The sequence below is a fragment of the Paractinoplanes atraurantiacus genome, from assembly GCF_900215205.1.
Taxonomy (GTDB): domain Bacteria; phylum Actinomycetota; class Actinomycetes; order Mycobacteriales; family Micromonosporaceae; genus Actinoplanes; species Actinoplanes atraurantiacus.
In genome coordinates, this window is the sequence record NZ_OBDY01000002.1 from 166,316 (window position 1) to 187,810 (window position 21,495).

General features: G+C 71.5%; 19 protein-coding genes and 1 pseudogene. 11 read left to right on the top strand and 9 right to left on the bottom strand.

The genetic code is table 11. From position 1 onward, the window contains the following. Positions 1-3 precede the first annotated feature (3 nt). Entirely contained in the window at positions 4-1,542 is a 1,539-nt protein-coding gene (locus CRP55_RS07465) for an ATP-binding cassette domain-containing protein (protein ID WP_179855056.1), read from the top strand. A 78-nt stretch (positions 1,543-1,620) separates the two neighbouring features. On the opposite strand, the pseudogene CRP55_RS56170 reads toward CRP55_RS07465, so the two are convergent. Further along, a pseudogene (locus CRP55_RS56170) lies at positions 1,621-1,854 on the bottom strand (FAD-dependent oxidoreductase); the annotation flags it as partial. Here CRP55_RS56170 and CRP55_RS07470 point away from each other — a divergent pair. Further along, the gene (locus tag CRP55_RS07470) at positions 1,818-2,060 is read left to right on the top strand and encodes a helix-turn-helix domain-containing protein (protein ID WP_342751527.1); all 243 of its coding nucleotides are present in this window, start codon (positions 1,818-1,820) and stop codon (positions 2,058-2,060) included. The pseudogene CRP55_RS56170 and the gene CRP55_RS07470 overlap by 37 nt on opposite strands. A 9-nt stretch (positions 2,061-2,069) precedes the next feature. Here CRP55_RS07470 and CRP55_RS07475 read toward each other — a convergent pair whose 3' ends face one another. The 4 genes from CRP55_RS07475 to CRP55_RS07490 all read right to left on the bottom strand — a co-directional run bounded on the left by CRP55_RS07475 (position 2,070) and on the right by CRP55_RS07490 (position 7,078). After that, positions 2,070-3,536 carry a cellulase family glycosylhydrolase gene (locus CRP55_RS07475; RefSeq protein ID WP_097318932.1) on the bottom strand — a complete coding sequence of 489 codons (1,467 nt, stop codon included), beginning with the start codon at positions 3,534-3,536 and terminating at the stop codon, positions 2,070-2,072. 15 nt (positions 3,537-3,551) lie between these two features. Beyond that, positions 3,552-5,036, bottom strand: coding sequence for a GGDEF domain-containing protein (locus CRP55_RS07480; protein WP_179855057.1), 1,485 nt, complete (start codon positions 5,034-5,036; stop codon positions 3,552-3,554). A gap of 95 nt (positions 5,037-5,131) precedes the next feature. Beyond that, on the bottom strand, positions 5,132-6,121 hold the full coding sequence (locus CRP55_RS07485) for a sensor histidine kinase (RefSeq protein WP_097318934.1): 990 nt from the start codon (positions 6,119-6,121) through the stop codon (positions 5,132-5,134). A gap of 150 nt (positions 6,122-6,271) precedes the next feature. Then, positions 6,272-7,078 carry an alpha/beta fold hydrolase gene (locus CRP55_RS07490; RefSeq protein ID WP_097318935.1) on the bottom strand — a complete coding sequence of 269 codons (807 nt, stop codon included), beginning with the start codon at positions 7,076-7,078 and terminating at the stop codon, positions 6,272-6,274. Positions 7,079-7,134: 56 nt separating this feature from the next. On the opposite strand from CRP55_RS07490, the gene CRP55_RS07495 reads away from it, so the two are divergent. Beyond that, complete coding sequence (locus CRP55_RS07495) at positions 7,135-7,548, top strand: MarR family winged helix-turn-helix transcriptional regulator (protein ID WP_097318936.1); 414 nt, start codon at positions 7,135-7,137, stop codon at positions 7,546-7,548. On the opposite strand, the gene CRP55_RS07500 is transcribed toward CRP55_RS07495, so the two are convergent. Then, a complete protein-coding gene (locus CRP55_RS07500) occupies positions 7,487-8,392 on the bottom strand; it encodes a LysR family transcriptional regulator (RefSeq protein ID WP_097318937.1) in 906 nt (301 codons plus the stop codon). The genes CRP55_RS07495 and CRP55_RS07500 overlap by 62 nt on opposite strands. 69 nt (positions 8,393-8,461) lie before the next feature. Between CRP55_RS07500 and CRP55_RS07505 the strand changes: the two genes are divergently transcribed. Continuing rightward, the gene (locus CRP55_RS07505) at positions 8,462-9,370 is read left to right on the top strand and encodes an EamA family transporter (RefSeq protein WP_097318938.1); all 909 of its coding nucleotides are present in this window, start codon (positions 8,462-8,464) and stop codon (positions 9,368-9,370) included. Here the strand turns inward: CRP55_RS07505 and CRP55_RS07510 are convergent. Beyond that, positions 9,301-9,645: a Cif family virulence factor gene (locus CRP55_RS07510; protein ID WP_097318939.1), complete on the bottom strand. Its 345-nt coding sequence runs from the start codon at positions 9,643-9,645 to the stop codon at positions 9,301-9,303. The genes CRP55_RS07505 and CRP55_RS07510 overlap by 70 nt on opposite strands. A 101-nt stretch (positions 9,646-9,746) precedes the next feature. Between CRP55_RS07510 and CRP55_RS07515 the strand changes: the two genes are divergently transcribed. Then, the gene (locus CRP55_RS07515) at positions 9,747-10,490 is read left to right on the top strand and encodes a helix-turn-helix domain-containing protein (RefSeq protein WP_097318940.1); all 744 of its coding nucleotides are present in this window, start codon (positions 9,747-9,749) and stop codon (positions 10,488-10,490) included. A 142-nt stretch (positions 10,491-10,632) separates the two neighbouring features. After that, the gene (locus tag CRP55_RS07520) at positions 10,633-11,292 is read left to right on the top strand and encodes a YbhB/YbcL family Raf kinase inhibitor-like protein (RefSeq protein WP_245922865.1); all 660 of its coding nucleotides are present in this window, start codon (positions 10,633-10,635) and stop codon (positions 11,290-11,292) included. Between the two features lie 66 nt (positions 11,293-11,358). Here CRP55_RS07520 and CRP55_RS07525 read toward each other — a convergent pair whose 3' ends face one another. After that, a complete protein-coding gene (locus CRP55_RS07525) occupies positions 11,359-12,693 on the bottom strand; it encodes a cation:proton antiporter (RefSeq protein ID WP_097318941.1) in 1,335 nt (444 codons plus the stop codon). Positions 12,694-12,935: 242 nt separating this feature from the next. On the opposite strand from CRP55_RS07525, the gene CRP55_RS07530 reads away from it, so the two are divergent. The 3 genes from CRP55_RS07530 to CRP55_RS07540 all read left to right on the top strand — a co-directional run bounded on the left by CRP55_RS07530 (position 12,936) and on the right by CRP55_RS07540 (position 16,695). Continuing rightward, entirely contained in the window at positions 12,936-14,435 is a 1,500-nt protein-coding gene (locus CRP55_RS07530) for an MDR family MFS transporter (protein ID WP_179855058.1), read from the top strand. 122 nt (positions 14,436-14,557) lie between these two features. Then, the gene (locus CRP55_RS07535; RefSeq protein WP_097319226.1) at positions 14,558-15,751 is read left to right on the top strand and encodes a cytochrome P450; all 1,194 of its coding nucleotides are present in this window, start codon (positions 14,558-14,560) and stop codon (positions 15,749-15,751) included. Between the two features lie 32 nt (positions 15,752-15,783). Further along, positions 15,784-16,695, top strand: coding sequence for a DUF6039 family protein (locus CRP55_RS07540; RefSeq protein ID WP_097318943.1), 912 nt, complete (start codon positions 15,784-15,786; stop codon positions 16,693-16,695). 54 nt (positions 16,696-16,749) lie between these two features. Here the strand turns inward: CRP55_RS07540 and CRP55_RS07545 are convergent, their stop codons facing one another. Next, a complete protein-coding gene (locus CRP55_RS07545) occupies positions 16,750-17,148 on the bottom strand; it encodes a DUF3224 domain-containing protein (RefSeq protein WP_179855059.1) in 399 nt (132 codons plus the stop codon). 112 nt (positions 17,149-17,260) lie between these two features. On the opposite strand from CRP55_RS07545, the gene fabD reads away from it, so the two are divergent. Continuing rightward, complete coding sequence (gene fabD, locus CRP55_RS07550; RefSeq protein ID WP_097318945.1) at positions 17,261-19,561, top strand: ACP S-malonyltransferase; 2,301 nt, start codon at positions 17,261-17,263, stop codon at positions 19,559-19,561. A gap of 123 nt (positions 19,562-19,684) precedes the next feature. After that, entirely contained in the window at positions 19,685-21,490 is a 1,806-nt protein-coding gene (locus CRP55_RS07555) for an amino acid adenylation domain-containing protein (RefSeq protein ID WP_097318946.1), read from the top strand. The last annotated feature ends 5 nt before the right edge of the window (positions 21,491-21,495 follow it).

The following is a 21,495-nucleotide window of genomic DNA, read 5'->3' on the forward strand; positions in this document are numbered from 1 at the left end:
GCGGTGCCGTTCATCGTGGTGGGGCTGTGGCAGCTCGTGTACGAGCTCGACGTCACGAGTCGCGTCCTGCTGCCGAGCCCGCACGCCGTCTGGGACGCCGGGCTCCGGTTGCACAGCTCGGCCGTCCTGTGGCCGAACCTGTGGTCGACAGTGAGCGCGGCCCTCGCGGCCCTCGCGCTGTCGGCCGCCGTCGGCATCCCGGCCGGGATCCTGCTCGGGATGGCGCCCCGCACGTGGACCGTGCTGGCGCCGTACCTGAACGCGGTGAACAGCATGCCCCGTATCGCCCTGGCCCCGGTCTTCTTCGTCGCGCTGGGCATCGGGCAAGGCTCCAAGATCGCCCTCGGATTCAGCATCGCCGTCTTCGTGTTCCTGATGAACGCGCGCATCGGCGTGCTCAGCGCCGACGAGGATCAGCTCAAGGTCTGCGTCGCGCTGGGAGCGTCCCGGTTCCAGCTGTTCCGCAAGCTGTACCTGCCCGTCGCCGTACCGGCCATCTTCACGGCCCTGCGGCTGGGCATCGTCTTCGCGCTGCTCGGCGTGGTCGGCTCCGAGATCATCGCGTCCCGGGCGGGCGTGGGCCAGCTGATCACGACGTACTCGGCGACGCTGTCGATGGCCCAGGTCTACGCGCTCCTGATCTTCCTCGCGATCTTCACGTCCGTCCTCACCATGCTCGTCGGCGTGGGCGAAGCCCTCCTGCTCCGGCGGCAGCGGCCCGATCGCCGCCGGGGCCGGGCTCCCACCGGCATGTGCAAGGAGCGGGAAGAACAAAGCACAGACCGGCATCCCGTACGTCTTCACTCGGTCTCCGTGCGGTTCCCCGGCGCCGGGTCGCCGCCTGACCCCGTACTCGAGAACCTCTCCCTCGATGTTCCCGGCGGCCAATTCGTCGCCATCGTCGGCGCCAGCGGCGCGGGTAAGTCGACGCTGCTCAACGTCGTCGCCGGCCTCACTCCGGTCTCGGCCGGAAGCGCCACCGTGCTCGGCCGCCCTCCGCGTGCCGGGCGTGCGGACGTCGGCTACATGTTCGCCCGCGACGCGCTCCTGCCCTGGCGCACCGCGCGCCGCAACGTGGAGCTGGGCCTGGAATTGCAGGGCACCGCGGCGCCGGCCCGGCCGGAGCGGGCACTTCACATGCTTGATCTCGTACGCCTGTCCTCAGCCGCCGGGAAGTATCCGGCCCAGCTGTCACAGGGCATGCGCCAGCGGGTGGCGCTGGCCCGGACCCTGGCCTGCGACCCCGAACTGCTGCTGATGGACGAGCCGTTCGCCGCCCTGGACGCCCTGACCCGCTCGTCCCTGCGCGACATGCTGCTCGACATCTGGGACGACGAGGCCCACCGCAAGACCGTCCTGTTCGTGACCCACGACCTCACCGAGGCCCTCGTCCTCGCCGACCGGGTCATCACCATCGCCGACGGCGCCGTCCGCAGCGACGTCCGCGTGCCGTACGGCCGTCCCCGCGACCAGCGAGCACTGATGGCCCGAGCCGACTACCGCGCCCTGTACGACCGCCTGCACGCCGACCTCACCGCTTGAGACCACTCGCCGGGTCAGCGCACGATCGTCGCCAGCACCTCGTTGAAGGGCTCGGGCGGCTGGTGCGCACGCCTGCGGCATCGAGTTCAGCTTGTTCGTACGGGGTCGCCGCCCCGCCGCCACGAGCACCGCGTCGGCCTCGACGCCGGTGGTCACACCGTCCACCTCGCACCGCACGAGGGCCTTCTCCCCGTCGCCGGTGACCTCGGTGACCCGGGCGCCCGTCACGAAGCGCACGTCCGCGGCGCGCAGGGTCTCCTCGCCGGGATGCCCGGGTGGCCGGCATGTCACGGGCCACCCCGGGTGCGGCACTTCTCGGCGGCGACCAGCATGTCGCCGATTTCGTGACCCGCACCCGCATGACGATCGCCGCCGACCTGCTCACCGGCACCGAACGCGGGCTCGACGACATCGCCGGCGCCGTCGGATACCGATCGGCCTCCGCCTTCGGCAAGGCCTTCCGTGCCGCGACCGGCGAGACCCCGTCGGCTCTGCGCCGGACCGCCCGGGCTCGCTGACCGACCAGGTCAGGAGGCGGACATCGTCACGTCGTCGAACCAGACGGTGCCCTTGTTGTCGCCGGACTTGAGGTGCACCTGCAGGCCGGCGGCTCCGGTGGGGGCCTTCGAGCTGACGGTCAGCTTGGTCCAGCCGGTGGTTCCCGCCGGCAGCGTGGCCGAGGAGGCGCCGCCGAGCCAGCGGCCGTTGACGTCGAACCAGCTCAGCGCGACCTGGGTGGCGCCGGTGGCCGCGGTGCCGCGGGCGTAGGCCTCGGCCCGCCACGTCTTGCCCGCCTCCACCGGGACGACTGGGGCGACGCGGTAGGACGGCGAGCCGGACGAGTTCTTGCCGGTGTTGGTGAGCCGCACCGACCACTTGCCGGTCCGGGCGGCACCCTGAACCTTGGTGGCGGCGCCGAGCTCGGGCAGGTAGGTGCTCCACGGGGTCTGCCCGGCCGCGTTCTCGAAGCCGAGGTCGAGCACGCTCGACGGGTACGCGGTGCCGGTCCACGCCGCCTTCACCACCGCGGCCGCCGGCTTCGCGGTGCCGTCGGTGCGGTGCAGCCCGAAGGCGTACTGGGAAGGAATCTTCGCGACGGCCGAGGTGGGGATCGCGCCGGAGCGGAAGTCGTAGAGGGTCCACGGCGCGACCGAGCGCACCCCGGCCACCGCCGCCGCCTGGAAGACGCGGGCCAGGTAGGCCGCCTGCTCGCCTTCGCTGGTGGCCTGGGTGCTGACGCCGGTCTCGCCCAGCACCACCGGGGCCGGCGCGACGGCGGCCTGCGCCTGCCGGATCAGGGCCAGGGCGTTCTCCGAGTTGCCGTAGAAGTGGTAGTCGTAGTAGTCCAGCGGGGTGGCGGCGAGCGCGGTCTTGATCTTTGCCATGCCGGCCGAGCCTGCGGCTCCGCTCATGGCGATCGTCACCGGAACGGCCGGCGCGGCGGCGCGCAGCACCGGGACGAGCTTCTTGGCCCAGGCGACGGCCGCGGGGTCGGCCGGGTCGAGCTCGTTCTGCAGGCCGATCGAGATGACGCGCTTGTCGTCGCGGTACGGCGAGACGATCGCCTTGGCCCAGGCGCTGCTGCCGGCGATGTCGGTGTAGCCGTTCCACCAGTCGAACAGGGTCAGCTTGACGGTCAGGCCGTTGGTGCCGGCCATCGTGACGAACTGGGCGAGCTTGCTCGTGTACTCCGGCTTGGGGGTGGGGTAGCCGAACACCGAGGGGAAGATGATGGCGCGGACGCTGTCGGCGCCCATGGCCCGGGCCTTGGCCAGGTCGGCGTTGATCGTGGCCGCGTCGAACGACGTCCACATCCGCGTCCAGCCGTTGGCGGACGGGTAGTAGTTGATCTGCTTGGCGGTCTTGACCGAGGCGAGCCGCCCGGCGAGGGTCGGCGCGGTGGTCGTCGCGGCCGTCGCCCGGGAGTCCACCAGTGGCGAGGCCGTCAGCAGAGTGGTGGCGAGTCCGAGGGCGAGCACGGCAGCCTTGCGCATGAACAGATCAGTCCTTCACTTCTCGTCGAGTTGACCCCTCCTGTCGGCAGCGCGACCGCCCCGGGCCAGGACGGTTGGGTGCGGGTGACGGGGCAAACCGGGAGCACGAACGTTGCCGGCGGCCTTGACCCGGTCGCGGCCCTGATGCTTGGCCTCGTACAGGGCCTCGTCGGCGCGGGCGACGAGCTGCTCGGGAATCTCACGGCCGTCCCAGAGCGCGACACCGGCCGAGAAGCTCTGCCCCTGCGGGGTGGCCTCACGCATCCGGTCGAGGACGGCGGTCGCCGTCTCCAGCGACTGCCCGATCAGCAGGACGCCGAACTCCTCACCGCCGTAGCGGGCCAACAGATCGCCCGCGCGCAGCTGATCGCGCCAGGCCGCCGCGGCCTCCTTGAGCAGGCGATCTCCCGCCGGGTGGCCGTGAGTGTCGTTGAACCGTTTGAAATGATCGATGTCCATCAGGGCCACCGCCACCGGCTCGCCCGAACGTGTCGCCTTGGCCATCTCCCGGCTGAGCTCCAGGTCCCAGGCGCGCCGGTTCGGAATCCCGGTCAGCGCGTCGTTGTGGGCCAGCGCCCGCAGCTGCGCGGCCTGGTCCTGCACGCGGGCGACCAGGCCGGCCATCCGGGCCAGCACGAGCAGGAACAGGATGACCGAGCTCAGCGCGATAGCCGGCCAGTCGATGCCCGAGGGGTCGGTGAAGCCCTGCACGGTCAGGACCGCGGGCGCCAACAGGGAGGCGGCCGCCAGCAGCGTGAGCCGGCCGGTGGTGATCCGTTCCGCGCGGTCGGGCGCCACTTCGGACAGAGCCCGCATCGAAGGGTGCAGGGCCGCGGCGCCGAACAGCAGATACATGGCGATCCAGCCGACGTCCAGCAGGCCGTCACTGTAGGTCGTGAACAGGTTGACGACGGCGTAACCGACGTCGCTGACCAGCTCGGCGGCGATCCCGGCGATCACGAGGCGGTAGCTGGTGGTCCGCGCGCCCGGTGTGGTCAGAAGCCGTACCACCATGATCAATAGCAGGAGGTCGCCGGCGGGGTAGGCCAGCGAAGCCAGCCGCTGGAGCAGGCCGAGGGATTCGTCGATCGCGATCGGCCGCATGAGAAACGACCAGGACAGCAGCGACAGGCTGGTGGAGACGATGGCCGCGTCGAGCAGACCGGCACGGTCGCGCCCGGAGATGCGGCCCTTGATGAGCTGGAACGCTCCGATGGCGAACATCGGATAAGCCAGCAGGTACGGCACGTCGGCCGGCCCGGGGAAGTCCTCCCAGTTCCAGGAGAAGTACTGCAACTCGTAGACGACATCGCCCACCGCCCACAGGGCCAGCGCACCGGCGAACCAGTACCAGGGCCCGGGCCGGCGCGGCCGGTTGCGGCGGACCCCGACCATGATGGCGGCGGCCGAGGCGAAACCGAACACGTTGTAGAGCGCCCAGGCCCACGGGTCGTCCGACGGCATGGCCAGGTAGACCCCGCCGGCCACGACACCGCTCACCAGCCACCACTGCCACAGAGGCCGCCCACGTAAAGCATCCACGCCCGGTGCCATCGGCGCCCGACGGGTCGGTCTGACAAAAAGACTGGAGAATCTCAGGCGGGATTGCGGTTGGTGATCTCGAGCGGGAAGTGCATCCGGACGGAGGTGCATCCTGGCCGGGCGTGGGTGCTGACGGTGTCGGCGAGTTGCCGGGCGAGCCAGAGGCCGCGGCCGCCCGGGCCGGCGGCGGGTTCGGGCGGCCGGTAACCGGCGTCCGGCGGCAAGGGATACCCGCCGGCGTCGTCGGCCTGGACGACGAAGGTGTCACCGTGATGCCAGAACCGGACGCGGACGGGGGCGGCGCCGTGTACCAAGCCGTTGGAGGCGGCCTCGGTGGCCGCCACGACGATGTCGTCGGCGGCTTCGCCGGTGAACGGGGCCCGGCTGATCGACGAGCGCAGGGCGGCGCGGAGCCGGCCCAGTTCGGCGGCGTCGCCGAGCCGGAGATCCTGAGCGTTCCCGGGAACGTCGTCCAGGGACACTTCGTCACGGCCGGCCAGATATTCACCGGGTGGCCGGTACGTCCGGCTCGGAACCGGCCCGTCCTCGGTCAGTTCGTGGCCGTGGACCTCGCGGACCTCGTCGATGAGATCGGGTGGGTGGCGGCGGCTGTCCCAGACACAGGTCACCGGGCTTCCGTACGGGGCGTAGGTGTCGTTGCAGATCGACTCGTAGGCCAGGTATTCGGCGGCGCGGCTCGTGGACGTGGTGTCGCCGGCGCCCCCGGTGAGGTCGGGTTCGGCGATGACGTGGACGTGCCGCCCGTTCGCGTGCTCGGCGGCCAGATGACGGCGGAAACCTTCGTAGGCGAACCCGAGCCGCTGGTAGAAGCCGGTGGAGTCACCCCACTCCAGGGCGCCGCCGGCCGCGCCGAGCGAGCGGCGTACGGCGGTGGCGGTGTGGTCGCCGACCACCATGAAGACCGGCTCGCCGGCGCGCAGCAGCCGCCGCAGGTGGGGGACCAGCGCGGTGTCCACGGTGCGGGCGCCGTCCAGGACCAGAGCGGTGTGGCGGAACCTGTCCGCGTCAGCAGGTCGGCTCATGGTCCATGTCCTTCGTCCGGGTACGGCTGTGGAAGACGTACCCGGAGGGTGGCGTCGCACACCGGCCGCGCCCGATCAGGGCGGATAGCGGACCGGGACGACGGGAAAGAAGAGCCGATGACGATCACTGAACTGAGGCGCGCGACTGAGTCACCGGCGGCGGAGGCCAGGCTTCATGGTGGCGTGCGTGTCGGCGTACTCCCAAACGGTCTTGATCAGTGCTTGGGGAGTCTCGATCTGGGGCAGGTGGCCGGTTTCGGGAAGCACCGTGAACTGCGCGCCGGGGATGGCGGCGGCGAGGGACCGGCCGAACGCGGTGTCGCCGATCCGGTCGGCCTCGCCCCAGACGACCAGGGTCGGCGTCGTCACGCCGCTCAGGCGGCCGGCCAGCGTGGGGTCGGTCATCGCGCGCCCGGCGTACACCTCGAGGGCGGCGCGGTTGCCGGCCATCGCCTCGCGGACCGGCGGGGGCAGCCGGGCCGGGTCGATGCCGTACGTCTGCGGGTCGTGGTAACTGAGCGCGGCGAGCTCGGTGGGAGTGAGGGAGAAGAAGTCGGCGACCGGGTGGCCCGGCACCTCGATCCCGACCGCGTCGACCAGCACGTAGCTGCTGACCCGGGGTGAGTGCAGCAACGCCATTTCGGCGGCGATCCAGCCGCCGATCGAGTTGCCGATCACTGTGACGTCCTGCAGATCAAGAGCTTCGAGCAGGGTGGTGTACGTCGCGGCGAGCCCGGCGATCGAGTCGAGCGCGCCGGGGCGCGGGGTGCCGTTGAAGCCGGGGTGGACCGGGGTGAGCACACGCGCGTGCCGGGCGTCGGCGAGCCGGTCGGCCCAGGGGTTGACGGTGAGCGGCCCACCACCGCCGTGCAGCAGCAGGAACGGGTGGCCCTGGCCGCGTTCGGTGACGGTGACCTCGACGGGGCCGAGGCCGGGAACAGTGAGTGCGACATCCATATAAGGAACCTTAGTTCAGGTTCCTTATATCAACAACCTTGCGATAGCCTCCGGTGATGAGTAGCTCTCTCCAGCAGGTCGGCCTGGCCGTCAAGCGACTCCAGTGGCGCCACCACCGCGAGGCGAACCGGCGCCTGGCCCCGCTGGGCCTGTCCCTGGTGCAGTGGGACACGCTGCGCCACCTGCACGCCAACCCCGGCGCCTCGCTGCACCGGCTGGCCGAGCTGACCTTCCAGACCGACCAGTCCATGGGCGAGCTCGCCAAGCGCATGGTCGACCGCGGCCTCATCGAGCGGGTCGGCGGCCCCGGCCGCAAGGTCCAGCACCAGCTCACCCCCACCGGCGACGACCTGCGCCGGGCCGGGGGCGAGGCCGTCGACGCCGTCCTCACCGAGTCCCTCGGCCGGCTCAGCCCCGACGAGCGCGAAACCCTTCACGACCTGCTCCTGAAGGCGGCTGAGCCGTCATGAAGCGCCGGGCGAAGGCGATGAGATCCGGTACGGCGGGATGGCTCGGCGGTTGCCTCCAGGCCAGGCGGACCGGGACGACCGGCACGTCGGCGAGCGGGAGGTAGGCGACGGCCGGATTCGGGTACGCCGCCGCGGTGGCGGTGGTGGTGACGCCGACCGCGGTGCCGGCGGCGATGGCCGCGATCCAGTCGTCGGTGTTGGCCACCTCGACGGTGTCGTTCGGAGCGGCGTCCGGAGGCCAGAGGCCCAGGGTCGCGGTGCCGGCGATGGTGTTGACGGCGATCGGCTTGCCGACGAGCTCGTGCAGGGTGAGACGTGCCTTCCGGGTGAGAAAGCTGTCGGCGGCGACGGCGGCGACGCGCGGCTCGAACAGGAGGACCACCGTGGCCACCTCGGCCGGCAGGTCGACATCACCCCGGATGACGGCGACGTCGACGGTGCCGTGGTCCAGCCCGGCGGTGCGATCGTCGACGCGCAGGAGCTGCAGAGGCGTGTCCGGGTGCTCCTGCTTCCAGCGTCGCAGCAGTGGCGTGGTGTGTTCGCCCAGTGCCGACCAGGCGTGGCCGAGGCGCAGGGGCCACGTCCCGGCGCGGGCCGGGTCCAGTGCCTCGTCGACGGCCGTGACCGCGGCCGCGGCTCGCGGCCGGAAAGCGTGTCCGGCGGCGGTGAGCTCGAGGTGATGGGTGGACCGGTCGATCAGGCGGGCACCGAGGTGCGCCTCCAGCTGGCGCAGCGTGCGGGAGAGCGCGGGTTGCGTCACGTGCAGCCGGGCCGCCGCCCCGGTGATGGTGCCTTCGGCCGCGATGGCGAGGAAGGCGCGCAGATGCCGCAGCTCCACGGTCATAACGACAGAGCATAACCGCAGCAAATTCGGCATTTCTGCTGTCGAGAGCTGACTCTTAGCGTCGACCGCATGACCAACTCCTTCGCCTCCACAGGGCTGGTATTGGGGGCCTTGCTGTCGGGTCCGTTCGGCGGCGCGACAGCGGCGCTGCTGTTCCCCCGGGCCGGGGTGGACGGAGTCGTGACACTGCGGCTGACGATCGCGGCGCTCGTGCTGCTGGCGGGGTGCCGGCCCCGCGTGCGCGGATATCGGCGCGCGGACTGGTTGCTGATCGGCGCTTTCGGTGCGGCGCTGGCCGGCATGAACACGCTGGCCTACCACGCGATCGCGCAGATCCCGCTCGGTCCCGTGGTGATGCTGGAGGTGCTGGGACCGCTCGTGCTGTCGGTGGTGACCGGCCGCCGCGCGGCGAGTTGGCTGTGGGCCGGCCTGGCCGCCGCCGGGGTGGCGTTGCTGAGCAGCGCCGGATTCGATCGGCTCACCCCGGCGGGGATCGGCTTCGCGGCCGCGGCGGGAGCTGTTTGGGCCGGATACATCATGGCCAGCGCCCGGGCCGGTCAACGCTTCCCCCGGGCCGACGGCCTGGCCCTGGCCATGACCGCCGCCGCGGTCATCACTCTTCCCTTCGGCGCCGCCACAGCGGGAACCACCCTGGTGAACCCTTCCGTTCTGGCGATGGGCGCGGCGGTGGCGCTGTTGTCCTCAGCGTTGCCCTACACGCTGGAGTTGCTGGCACTGCGCCGGATGCCCACCACGACCTTCGCCGTACTGATGAGCCTGGGGCCCGCCGTCGCCGCGATCGCCGGCTATGTCGTCCTGCGCCAGCAGCTCACCCCGGTTGAAGGGCTGGCCATCGCGCTGGTCGTCGCGGCCAACGTCGGCGCCGTCCGGACGCGGTCGGTGCCGGGTCAGCGTGCGCCTGTGCCCGGCCAGGAGATGTCGCCGGTGAACGGGGAGAAGTCGAGCCACAGGTACTGAAAGGTGCGGTTGGTGAAGACCCAGCCGTCCCGCGTGCGCCGGAACGTGTCGGTCCACACCCCGTTGTTCCGGTAGTAGCTCTCGCCGGGACCGCGGGCGGCTTCGTGGCACATCGAACGGGTGGTGGCCGTGTCACCGATGACCCAGGTGGCGTCCTCGGACCACCGGGCGCGGAAGGCGTCGTAATCGCCGCGGACGGCGACATCGGCGAATCGGACGATGGCGTCGCGGACGGCGGCCTCGTCGATGAGGTGAGCGATAGCGCTGTTTGTCATGTGTTCATGGTTCGGCGGAAGAAAGGGACGTACCAGAGAAGGGTTGACGGTAGGAAAACCTTTACCACCCTCGCCTTCGGGCCGCGCGACAGAATAGGTCCATGAGCGCGGGCAAAGCCGGACTAGGAGCGACATTGCGCGCCTGGCGCGACCGGCTGACCCCGGCCGCGGTGGGGCTGCCCCAGGGCGGGACGCGCCGGGCCGACGGTCTGCGCCGGGAAGAGGTCGCCGCCCTGGCCGGCATCTCGGTCGACTATGTCGTCCGTCTCGAGCAGGGCCGCGTCACCACCCCGTCCGCTCAGGTGGTCGCCGCGCTCGCCCGCGCTCTTCAGCTGACCCACACCGAACGCGACCATCTGTACCGGCTGGCGCATCTGGAGCCGCCGGCGGACGGCCAGATCTCGCGCCATCCGTCGTCGACACCACCGGCGCTGCGCAACTTCGCGCGGGACACCTTCCCGGTCGATGACCACACACCGCGGCTCGCGCAGTGGCCGGTGACCTCGGATGCCGGCGACGCGGTGGAGGCCGCCGTCGTCTCGGACCTGCGCCGCGCCACCGGGCGCTTTCCCGGTGACCGCGGACTGGCCCGCCTCATCCGGGACCTGACCGCGGGCAACGAGCGCTTCGCGCAGCTGTGGCGGGCCGGGGCGGTCGGCGCCCATCGCGAGGACCACAAGATCGTCGCGCATCCGGAGGTCGGGCCGATCGAGGTCGACTGCGACGTCATGCGGGACGGCGACGAGGATCTGAAAGTGGTGATCCTGACCGCGGCGCCGGGCACCGATGACGACACCAAGATGCGCCTGGCGCTGGTGGCTGGTGTCGCCGGCCCCGCGCATTGACGGGTGCCGGGCCCGGCGGCCTCCTCGGTCCGGATGCTCAACCCGGGACAGACAGAAGGGCGGCGGACCGTCCATCATCGACAGCGCCGTGCGGCGCGTGTGGCCGGCGGCCGGTTGAGCTCATCCTGACGGAAGGAACTCCATGTCCAACCTCACCAGGCCGCGGAAGCGGATTCTCGGCTCGTTCGTCGCCGCCATGATCGTGGCGCTGTGGGCGGTGCCCGGCGACGCCACCGCTTCCCCGACACGATTCGACCCGCTCCGCCCGCGCGTGGTCGTGGCCCAGCGGCCGGCGCTGGCTCCCACGATCCCGTCGTTCGCCGTCGACCTGCCCGACATCCCGCCGGGTGCCACGTTCCGCGACACCGAGGTCCTCGCGGGCTTCGGCTGCACCGGCGGCAACCAGTCGCCCGCCCTGCGGTGGCGCGGCGCGCCGGCCGGCACCAAGGGCTTCCTGGTCACGTTGTTCGATGTGGACGCACCCACCAGCAGCGGCTTCTGGCACTGGACGGTGTTCAACATCCCCGGCACCGCCACTTCGCTGCCGGCCGGTGCCGGCACGCCGGGCAACGCCGGTCTGCCCGCGCCCGCGGTGCTGGCCCGCAGCGACTTCGGGCTGAGCGGCTACGGCGGCCCGTGCCCGCCGGCCGGCGAGCGGCCCCACCGGTACACCTTCACCGTGGTCGCGCTCGACACGGCCGATCTGCAGATCCCGGCCGACCTGCCGACCGCCGCGATCAACGTGGTGATGCGCACGCACGCGCTGGCCATGGCGACCCGGGTGGTCCCGTACGGTCGCTGACCCTGCTCCGCGTCGCGGCCCGGCATCCCTCGGGAGGCCGGGCCGCGGTCCGTGCGGCGCGGGGTCTCAGGCGCCGGTCCGGGGCGCGACCCGGTCGGCCGGCGGCCGGCGCAGCGCGGTGGCGCGTCTCGCACGGTTGAACCACAACTGCAGCGGGTTGGCCACGACCGTGGTCACGATGGTCATCACGGCCAGGACCGCGTACAGCTGCGGGGTGACCAGCCCGGCGGTGAGGCCCACGTTGAGCAGGACGAGCTCCACCATGCCGCGGGCATTCATCAGCGCACCCAGCGAGAGCGACTCGGGCCAGTCCAGGCCCTGCCACCGCCCGGAGAAGGCGACCGCCGCGCCCTTCGCGACGAAAGCGACGACCAGGGTGAGGACCAGGTACCAGGCCACCGCGGGGTCGACGAACAGGCGCAGGTCGGTGTTCAGTCCGGAATAGACGAAAAAGGCCGGCAGCAGCACGTACGTCACCAGCGGCTCCAGCCGTTCGCCGAGGGCCGTGGTGAACGCCCCGCGGGGCATGGCCACACCGGCGAGGAACGCGCCGAACACGGAGTGGACGCCGATGGCGTCGGTGGTCCAGGCACACGCGAGCATGACCAGTACGGCGATCAGCAACGGGCCCGCCGGGAGACCTCCCGCGGTGACGGCGGCGTCGGCTCGCGGGCCGAGCCGGGCGAGCAGCCGGCGGCCGGCGGTCAGCATGACGGCGACGAAGACCACAGTGAGGCCGACGGCCGTCGCCCCGGTCCACGCGCTGCCGCCGGTGGTGGCCACCACGACGGCCAGCAGGATCCAGGCGGCCGCGTCGTCCACGGCGGCGCAGGAGAGCGCCAGCGTGCCGAGCCGGGTCTCGCGCAGCCCGGCCTCGCTGATCATCCAGGCCAGCATGGGGAAGGCGGTGACCGAGATGGCGGCCGCGATGAACAGCGCGCCCTGCCAGCCGGAGACGCCGGCCGGGAACAGGGCCGCCCCGCCGTGGTGGACCATCAGCCAGCCCAGCCCGGCGCCGGCGAGGGTCGGCACCGCCAGCCCGGTCAGCGCCGTGGCGCCGGCCGTGCGCAGGTGCCGGGTCAGCAGGTCGGTCCGCAGCGCGGTGCCGACCACGAACATGTAGAGCACCAGGCCGAGCTGGCCGACCACGTACAGAATGGTCGCCGAGGGGTGCGGCACGGCCTCGCCGCCGATCTCGATCTCGCGCGGGAACAGCCATTCCTGCGCGCCCGGCGCGACCAGCCCGAACAGCGAGGGGCCGAGCAGGACACCGGCGACCATCACGGCCACCACCTGGGTCTGGCGCAGCCGGCGGAACAGCGGGGTCAGCAGCCGATAGGCGACGATGATTACGCCCAGTTGGAGAAGGAACATCGAGGTGAGACGGGTCGCGGTGGGCATGCTGGGACGGTAGGAATTGTCCTCCCGTTCTGTCCGCTCAAAATTGCGCCGTTGACAGCGCGGGCCCCGTAATGCTCAGGAATGAGCAGCGCCGATGGGACGGCGGCGCAATGCTGCGCGATGTCGGATTGCTTTCACCGCATTTATGTACGTCTCTTTCTTGCGGTTGGTCAGGTCACTATGCTGCAAGAGGCGCAGGTCCTTTGTGGATCATGCGTGATGCCATTTCGAGGAGGTCTCCAGTGACCAGTCCGCAGGCCGGCGCGCTCGATTCGGGCGCCGTGCCGGAGCTTCCGGCGCGGCTGCGCCTGATCGCCACCATCGGAGTCGTACTCTCGCTCGCCCTCACCTCGATCGACGTCTCGGTGGTCAGCACCGCGATGCCCAAGATCGTCGACGATCTGGGCGGCCTGTCGCTGTACGCGTGGGTCGGCGTGTCGTACGGCGTGGCCTCGGCCGTCATCGTGCCGATCGCGGGCAAGCTCGGCGACATGTTCGGCCGCAAGCCGTTCCTGCTCGTCGGCCTCGTCGGCTTCATGATCACGTCGTGGCTGTGCGGCGCGGCGTCGAGCATGACCGAGCTGGTCATCCTCCGCGGCGCCCAGGGCCTGTTCGCCGGCATCCAGATGGCGAGCATCTTCACCGTGGTGGCCGACATCTTCACCGCCGAGCGCCGCACCCAGATGCAGGGCATCCTGTTCAGCGTGGCCGGCCTCAGCATGGTCATCGGGCCGCCGCTCGGTGGCCTGATCACCGACCAGTGGGGCTGGCGCTGGGTCTTCTACATCAACGTGCCGATCCTGGTGCTCGCCATCGCGGCCATCCTCGTCGCCGTGCCGCTGGTGCGGGCCACCGCCAAGTGGCGGGACATCGACTATCTGGGCGCGCTGACGCTGATCGCCGGCCTGGTGCCGATCCTGATCGGCCTGGCGCTGGCCGGTGACGGGCACGCGTGGGGCTCGCCCGAGGTCATCGTCCCGATCGTCGCCGGCGTCGTCGTGCTGGTGCTGTTCTTCCTGGTCGAGCGGCGCGCGGCGCACCCGATCGTGCCCTTCGGCCTGCTGCGCACCAACCAGTTCGCGGTGATGGCCATGGTCGCGTTCTTCTCGGCCTTCGCGATGATGGGCACGGTCTTCTACGTGCCCCTGCTCTACCAGGGTGTGCAGGGCGTGAGCGCCGCCTTCTCGGGCAGCCTGGTGATCCCGCTGACGCTCGCCCTGGCGATCGTGCCGCCGTTCGCCGGCAAGGCCCTCACCATGATCGCGCGCTACCGGATCCTCGCCGTGATCGCCTTCGCCCTCATGGTCGCCGGCCTGTTGATGCTGTCCCGGGTGGGCGCCGACAGCGGCAGCGGCATGACGATCGTCGCGATGATCCTGATCGGCGTGGGCATCGGCATCACGTTCCCGATGGCCACCTCGGTGGTGCAGAGCGCGGCGCCGCCCGAGCTCATGGGCGTGGCCACCAGCCAGGTGCAGTTCTGGCGGATGATGGCCGGCCCGGTCGGCGTGGCCACGCTGGGCGCCGTCCTGTCCGGCGCTCTCGGCTCGGTCATGGGCTCCACCGCCGCCGTGCCGACCGCCGACCTGGCCGACGCGTTGCACCGGGTGTTCCTCGTCGCCGCCATCGTCGTGGCGCTCGGCCTGGTCGCGTCGCTGTTCCTCAAGGAGGTCCCGTTGCGCGCCATGCCGTCGATGGGCCGCCGCAAGGGCAAGGAGCCGGCGCAGCCCAGCAAAGCCTGACCCGTCCGCACCCGTAGGGCCCGCCGCGATGCGTCGCGGCGGGCCCGTTCGTCTGCCGGCGCCGGCCCGGAATGCTCACTGTTGGCTATCGAGCGCCACCGGTGATCGGCGACGCTCCCCGCATGGACAAAGCGACGCTGCCGAGCTCGTACCCGTTGAGCCGCACGTGTCCGCTCGACCCGCCGGCGGAGTACGGGCGGCTGCGGACCGAAGAGCCGATGCACCGCGTCCGCCTCGACTTCGACGGCAGCACGGTGTGGTTGGTGACCCGCCACGAGGACGCGCGCGCGATCCTCGGTGACACCCGGTTCAGCTCCGACTTCGCCAAGCCGGGCTTCCCGGCGCGGCTCACCTCCCAGCCGCCCGGCCCGGGCACGTTCATCCGCATGGACGCGCCCGACCACACCCGGTTGCGCCGGCTGCTCGTGCCCGAGCTGGTCCGCAAGCGGGTGGACGCCCTGCGCCCGGCAATCGAGCGGATCGTCGACGAGCTGATCGACGGGATGCTCGCGGCCGGCCCGCCGGTCGACCTGGTCGACGCGTTCGCCCTGCCGCTGCCGTCCCGGGTGATCACCGAGCTGCTCGGGGTGGCGTACGAGGACCGCGCCTTCTTCCACGAGACCACCAAGGTCATGGGGGACCAGCACGTGGACCCCCAGACGCGGCTGACCGTCCGCAACCAGATGCGCGATTACCTCGACCGGCTGGTGGCCGTCAAGGAGGCCGAACCCGCCGACGACCTGCTCAGCCGCCTCGTACAGAGGCGCGAGAAGGCCGGCGTGAGCCGCGCCGAGGTGCTCGGCATCGCCACCCTGCTGATGGTCGCCGGCTACGAGACGGTGGCCAACCAGATCGGCGTCGGCACCGTGGCCCTGCTGGAGCACTCCGAGCAGGTCGAGCACCTGCGGGCCCACCCGGAGGCCATGCCGGCCGCGGTGGAGGAGGTGCTCCGCCACCAGACGGTGATCGACTACGGCGCCCGCCGGGTCGCCACCGAGGACGTCGAGGTGGGCGGCCGGCTCATCCGGTCCGGTGAGGGAGTGCTGGTCGTCCTGGCCGCCGCCAACCGCGACGAGGAGGTCTTCGCCGGCTCGGACCGGTTCGACATCGGCCGCGAACCGCGCGACCACCTGTCGTTCGGCTTCGGCGTGCACCAATGCGTCGGCCAGGTGCTGGCGCGGGCCCAGCTGGAGATCGCCTGGACGGCGCTGTTGCGCCGGCTTCCAGGGCTCCGGCTGGCGCTGCCCGTGGAGAAGGTCGCGTTCCGCCACGACATGTTCGTCTACGGAGTCCACGAGCTGCCGGTCACCTGGTAGCGCCACCGCACACCGCAGGAGGGAACTCATCCATGTCCGTCATCAAACCGGCACAGCACCAGACCTCGGTGCCCATCGAGAACCTCTTCACGTCGGCCAACGCCGGTGTGATCGTCGAGCGCACCGCGCAGCTCAAGAACGGCTTCCACGTCGAGGGCCGGAAGTTCGCCCGCGGCCTGGCCGAAGTGATCAACACCAAGCAGACCGGCGTGGCGTCCGTCTTCGTCTACGAGGAGACGTTCGGCACGAAGGACAAGATGCACTTCCTGATCCACCTGAAGTCGCTCGAGTCCTACGAGGCCATGGTGCAGATGGGCACCGAGGACGAGGACTACCGCGGCAGCATCAAGGAGGAGGTCGCGGCCGAGAAGGGCGGCGGCGGCTGGGAGAAGATCTTCGTTGACGGCAGCCTGCAGGAGACCGTCATGATCCCCCAGTTCTGGGGGATGTACGGCACCAAGGTCGACGGCAAGCTGGAGAAGGAGAGCCAGGTCTTCCGTTCCGAGGGGCCGATCACCGGCCTGCCCGGCGCCCGGGAGCAGGTCGCCCTGCCGGCCGACCAGATCCTGCACTCGGGCAACTGCGGGCTGATCCTGCACCGCACCGCGCTGATCGAATACGACTTCCGCTCGGAGGGCCGCAAGTTCGCCCGGGAGGTCGCCGAGTCGATCAACGAGAACCTGCCGGGGGAGGCCACCGTCTTCGTCTACGAGGAGGCCTTCGGCACCGCCGACCGGATGCACTGGCTGATCCACCTCAAGTCGATCACCTCGTATTACCGCCTGCTCGAGCTGCACGTGAAGAACGAGCGGGTGCGCGAGTTGTATTTCGAGCCGCGGATCGCGCCGGAGAAGGGCGGCGGCACGTGGGCCCGGATGTTCGTGCCGGGCACCATGGTCGACGTCTCGCTCACCCCGCAGCACTGGGGCATGTACGCCACCTGATCGCCGGGCGGGCCGGCGCCCCAGACGTGCGTGCGCACGTCTGGGGCGGTGGGCTCAGCCCAAGTCGTACTCGAGCTTGACGTCGCAGGTGGTCTGATCGGTCGAGACGTAACCGCCCTTGCCGCTCAGGCCCTTCAGGTCGCCGGTGCCCGAGTCGGGCACCACGAACCAGTCGGCCTTGGCCACGCCGTTCTCGAACACACCGCTGGTCTGCAGGATGAACGAGCCGCTGCGGCCGCCGACGCTGCCGACCACCCGCTGCAGACCGACGAAGCTGGCGTACGTCTCGCTCGGATATGCCATGAGGCAGTCCGCCGAGCCCTCACCCTCGATGTCACCGCTGAACGAGTTCGTGATGCGGGCGCGGGTCAGTTTGATGACGTCGTCACGCGCGTCGTAGGGCTCCTCTTCCCAGCCGGTGACTTGATAGGTGCCGCTTGCCTGGGTGCTCATCCGTGATTCCCCTCGTGCGTCTCCTGGTCGGCAGTAACTGTATCGACCAAATGCCTTGATCACGTGGCTGTGCCGTTGATTGACCGGATTCCGCGACCCGGGAGGGTGAGCGATGACCGCATGGTTGTTCCCGGGGCAGGGCGCCCAGCGGCGGGGCATGGGCGGGGAGCTGTTCGACCGTCATCCCGGCCTGGTCCGGATCGCCGACGAGATCCTCGGCTACAGCGTGGCCGAGCTGTGCCGCCTCGATCCGGGCGACCGGTTGAGCGACACCCGGTACGCCCAGCCCGCGCTCTTCGTGGTCGGGGCGCTCGGCCACCTCGACCGGCTCCGCTCCGAACCGCCGCCCAGCCACCTGGCGGGGCACAGCCTCGGCGAGTATCCGGCGCTGTTCGCGGCGGGCAGCTTCGACTTCGCCACCGGCGTGCGCCTGGTCCAGCGGCGCGGCGAGCTCATGGGCCGCGCCCGGGGCGGTGGCATGCTCGCCGTGCTCGGGCCCATCGCCGCCGAGGCCGAGCGGCTGCTGGCCGAGACCGGGCACACCGACGTCGACGTGGCCAACGACAACGCCGACGACCAGGTCGTCCTCTCCGGACCGGTGGAGTCGCTGGCCGCCGTGGCCGAGCTCGTCCGGGCCCGCGGCGGGCGCTGCCAACCCCTCGCGGTCAGCGCCGCGTTCCACTCCCGGTACATGGCCGATGCGGCCGAGGCCTTCGCCGGCCACCTGGCCGAGGTGGAGATCGCCGACCCGGGCCTGCCGACGTTGTCCAATGTGACCGGTCGGCCGTATCGGCCGCACACCGTGCGGGAGCTGCTGGCCGAGCAGATCCGCCGGCCGGTGCGCTGGGCCGCGTGCATGCGCCACCTGCGCGACGAGGGCGTCGAGGAGATCGCCGAGATCGGCCCGGGTACCGTCCTGACAGGACTGTGGCGCGCCGCCGCGCGGGCCAGGCGGCGCGCGCAGGCCCAGGTGATTCCGGCGGCCCTGGCTGTTTCACCGGCTCCGGCCGCTCCGGCCGCTCCTGAGGTGGAGCCCGCGAGCCGGCTGGGCAGTGCGGCCTTCCGGCGCGACTACGACGTCCGGTACGCGTACGCCGCCGGGGCGATGTACCGCGGCATCGCCTCCACCGACCTGGTCATCCGGCTCGGCCGCGCCGGGCTGCTCGGCTTCTTCGGCGCCGGCGGACTGCGGCCGGCCGCGATCGAAGCCGCTGTCGACACCCTGGAGGCCGCCCTCGGCCCGGGCGGGCGGTGGGGGATGAACCTGCTCTGCACGCTGGACAACCCGGCCCTGGAGGAGACGATCGTCGACCTCTACCTGCGCCGCGGGGTGCGCCAGGTGGAGGCCGCCGCCTACCCGCGGCTCACCCCGTCGTTGATCCGATATCGGTTCTCCGGGGCGCACCGCGACCGGGCCGGCCGGGCGGTCGTGGTCAACCGGGTGCTCGCCAAGGTCTCGCGGCCCGAGGTGGCGGACGCCTTCCTGCGGCCACCTCCGGAGACGGTGCTGCGCCGGCTCGTCGAACGGGGCCGGCTCTCCCCGGACGAGGCCGCGGTGGCGGCCGAGTTGCCGGTCAGCGACGACCTCTGCGTGGAGAGCGACTCCGGCGGGCACACCGACGGCGGCGCGGCCGTGGTGCTGCTGCCGTCGATCCGGCGGCTGCGGGACGAGGTCACCGCCGCCTGCGGTTACCCCGGCCGGGTGCGGGTCGGCGCGGCCGGCGGGCTCGGCACGCCCGAGGCCGTGGCCGCGATGTTCCTGCTCGGCGCCGACTTCGTGCTGACCGGGTCGATCAACCAGTGCACGCCCGAGGCGGGTACGTCCGACGAGGTCAAGGACATCCTGGCGACGCTCGACGTACAGGACACCGCCTATGCCCCGGCCGGCGACATGCTCGAGGCCGGCGCCCGAGTCCAAGTGGTCCGGCGTGGGACTCTGTTCGCGGCGCGGGCCAACCGGCTTTTGCAGCTATTCCGGCAGTATTCGTCGCTGACCGACGTGGCGGCGCCGGTCCGGCGCACGATCGAGCAGGAGCACTGGGGCCGCACCTTCGACGAGGTGTGGCAGGAGACCCGCGCCTACCTGGCCCAACAGCACCCGGACCAGCTGGCCCGGGCCGAGCGCGACCCGCGCCGGCAGATGGCCCACGTGCTGCGGTGGTACTTCCGGCACTCCACCGAGACGGCTCTGGCCGGTGGGCCCGACCGGGTCAATTACCAGATCCATTGTGGCCCCGCGATGGGCGCCTTCAACCGCTGGGCGCAGGGCTCCGACCTAGAGAAATGGCGTGATCGGCACGTCGACGAGGTGGCCCGCCGGCTGATGTCCGGTGCCGCCGCGTTCCTCTCGGAGCGGTTCGCGGCGTCGGCGATTGTCGATGCCCCGACACCGCCATCCGCTGCTCAACAGTGAGCAGCAGGTGGTGCACCCACTCCGTAGCATCCTCATGGTGTCAGGCAGTGATCATCTGATTTCTGCCAGTAGTCGTCCTGTGTGGCCGGTGACCGGCGCGCCCGATCAGAGCGGGAGTGCAGCATGATCCCTGGAACTTCCCTGACCGATGTCTTCTCGGCGCAGGCCCGCCGTGACCCCCGGCGCGTCGCGGTGAGCGCCGGCGGCGCCCGGACCAGCTACGGCGAGCTCGACGCGCGTTCCGAGGCGATCGGCCGCCGGCTTCGCGCTCGCGGGGTCGGCGCCGGCTCCCTGGTCGGGCTGAGCGGCCACCGTGGGGCCGGGTTGATCGCCGGCCTGCTCGGCATCCTCAAGGCGGGCGCGGCCTACGTGCCGCTCGACCCCGCCTACCCTCCGGCCCGTCTGCGCTATCTGATCGAGGACACCGGGGTGAAGCTGGTCGTCGCCGACGCGGCCGGGCGCAGTGCGCTGGCCGGGCACGACATCGAGATGATCGACGTGGACGGCCCGGCGGCCGGCGACGACCCGCGGCTCGACGGCGGCCCGTCGGCCGGCGACCTGGCCTATGTGATCCACACGTCCGGCTCCACCGGCGCGCCCAAGGGCGTTCTGGTCGAGCACGGCAACGTGCTGCGGCTCTTCGAGCAGACGGAGTCGTGGTTCGGCTTCGGCGAGCGGGACGTGTGGACCATGTTCCACTCCGCGAGCTTCGACTTCTCGGTCTGGGAGATGTGGGGCGCGCTGCTGTACGGAGGCCGGCTGGTCATCGTGCCGCCGGCCGTCACCCGGTCGCCGGCCGATCTGTTCACCCTGCTCGCCGACGAGGGCGTCACGGTGCTGAACCAGACCCCGTCGGCGTTCCGGCAGCTCTGCACGGCGCTGGACACTCCGGCCGGCAACGCCCCGCTCGCCCTGCGGGTGGTGGTGTTCGGCGGCGAGCGGCTGGACACCGGGATGCTGCGCCCCTGGGCCGAGCGCTTCGGCACGGAGCGGCCCCAGCTGGTCAACATGTACGGGATCACCGAGACCACGGTGCACGTCACGTACCGGCCGATCAGGGCCGCCGACCTCGACCGGCCGCAGGTCAGCCCGATCGGCGTGCCCATTCCCGACCTGCGGGTCACCGTGCGCGACGACCGCGGCGCCGCGGCGCCGGCCGGCACGCCCGGGGAGATCTGGGTCAGCGGGCCCGGGGTCGCACGCGGCTATCTGGACCGGCCCGGCCTGACGGCCGAGCGCTTCGTGACCGACGAGGACGGCCGGCGTGCGTACCGCTCGGGCGATCTCGCGGTCCGCGACGAGCACGGCGAGCTGCACTACCTGGGCCGGATCGACGACCAGATCAAGATCAGGGGATTCCGGATCGAGCCGTACGAGATCGAGGCCGTGCTGCGCGAGCAGCCGGGCGTGGCCGAGGTGGTGGTGGCCGCGCACGACTTCGGCGACGGCGATCTGCGCCTGGTCGCGTACCTGCGGCCGGAAGCCGGACAGGACGGCGATCGCCTCACCGAGGATCTCGCCCGGTACGCCGCCGAGCGCCTGCCCCGGCACCTGTGCCCAGCCCGTTATGAGCTGGTCGCCGAGATCCCGGCCACGCCGCAGGGCAAGGCCGACCGGGCGGCCCTGGCCGCCGCCGCGCCGGCCGCCGGCCCGACCGGCGGCGCGGCCGAGGCGAGCGCCGGCGCCGACCCGGACGCCGTCGCGGAGATCGTGCGTGAGGTGCTGCGCCGCGACACGCTCCCGTACGACGCGGACCTGTTCGACCTGGGCGCCACCTCGCTCGCCTTCATCCGCGTCATCGCGCGGGTCAACGAGCGCTGGCAGGTGTCGCTCACCGGCAGCGAGCTCGGCGAGATCGCCTCGGTCGAGCGGCTGTGCGCCGTCGTCCGTGCCGCCCGGTCCGACCGTCCCGTACCGACCCACGCGTAACGAAG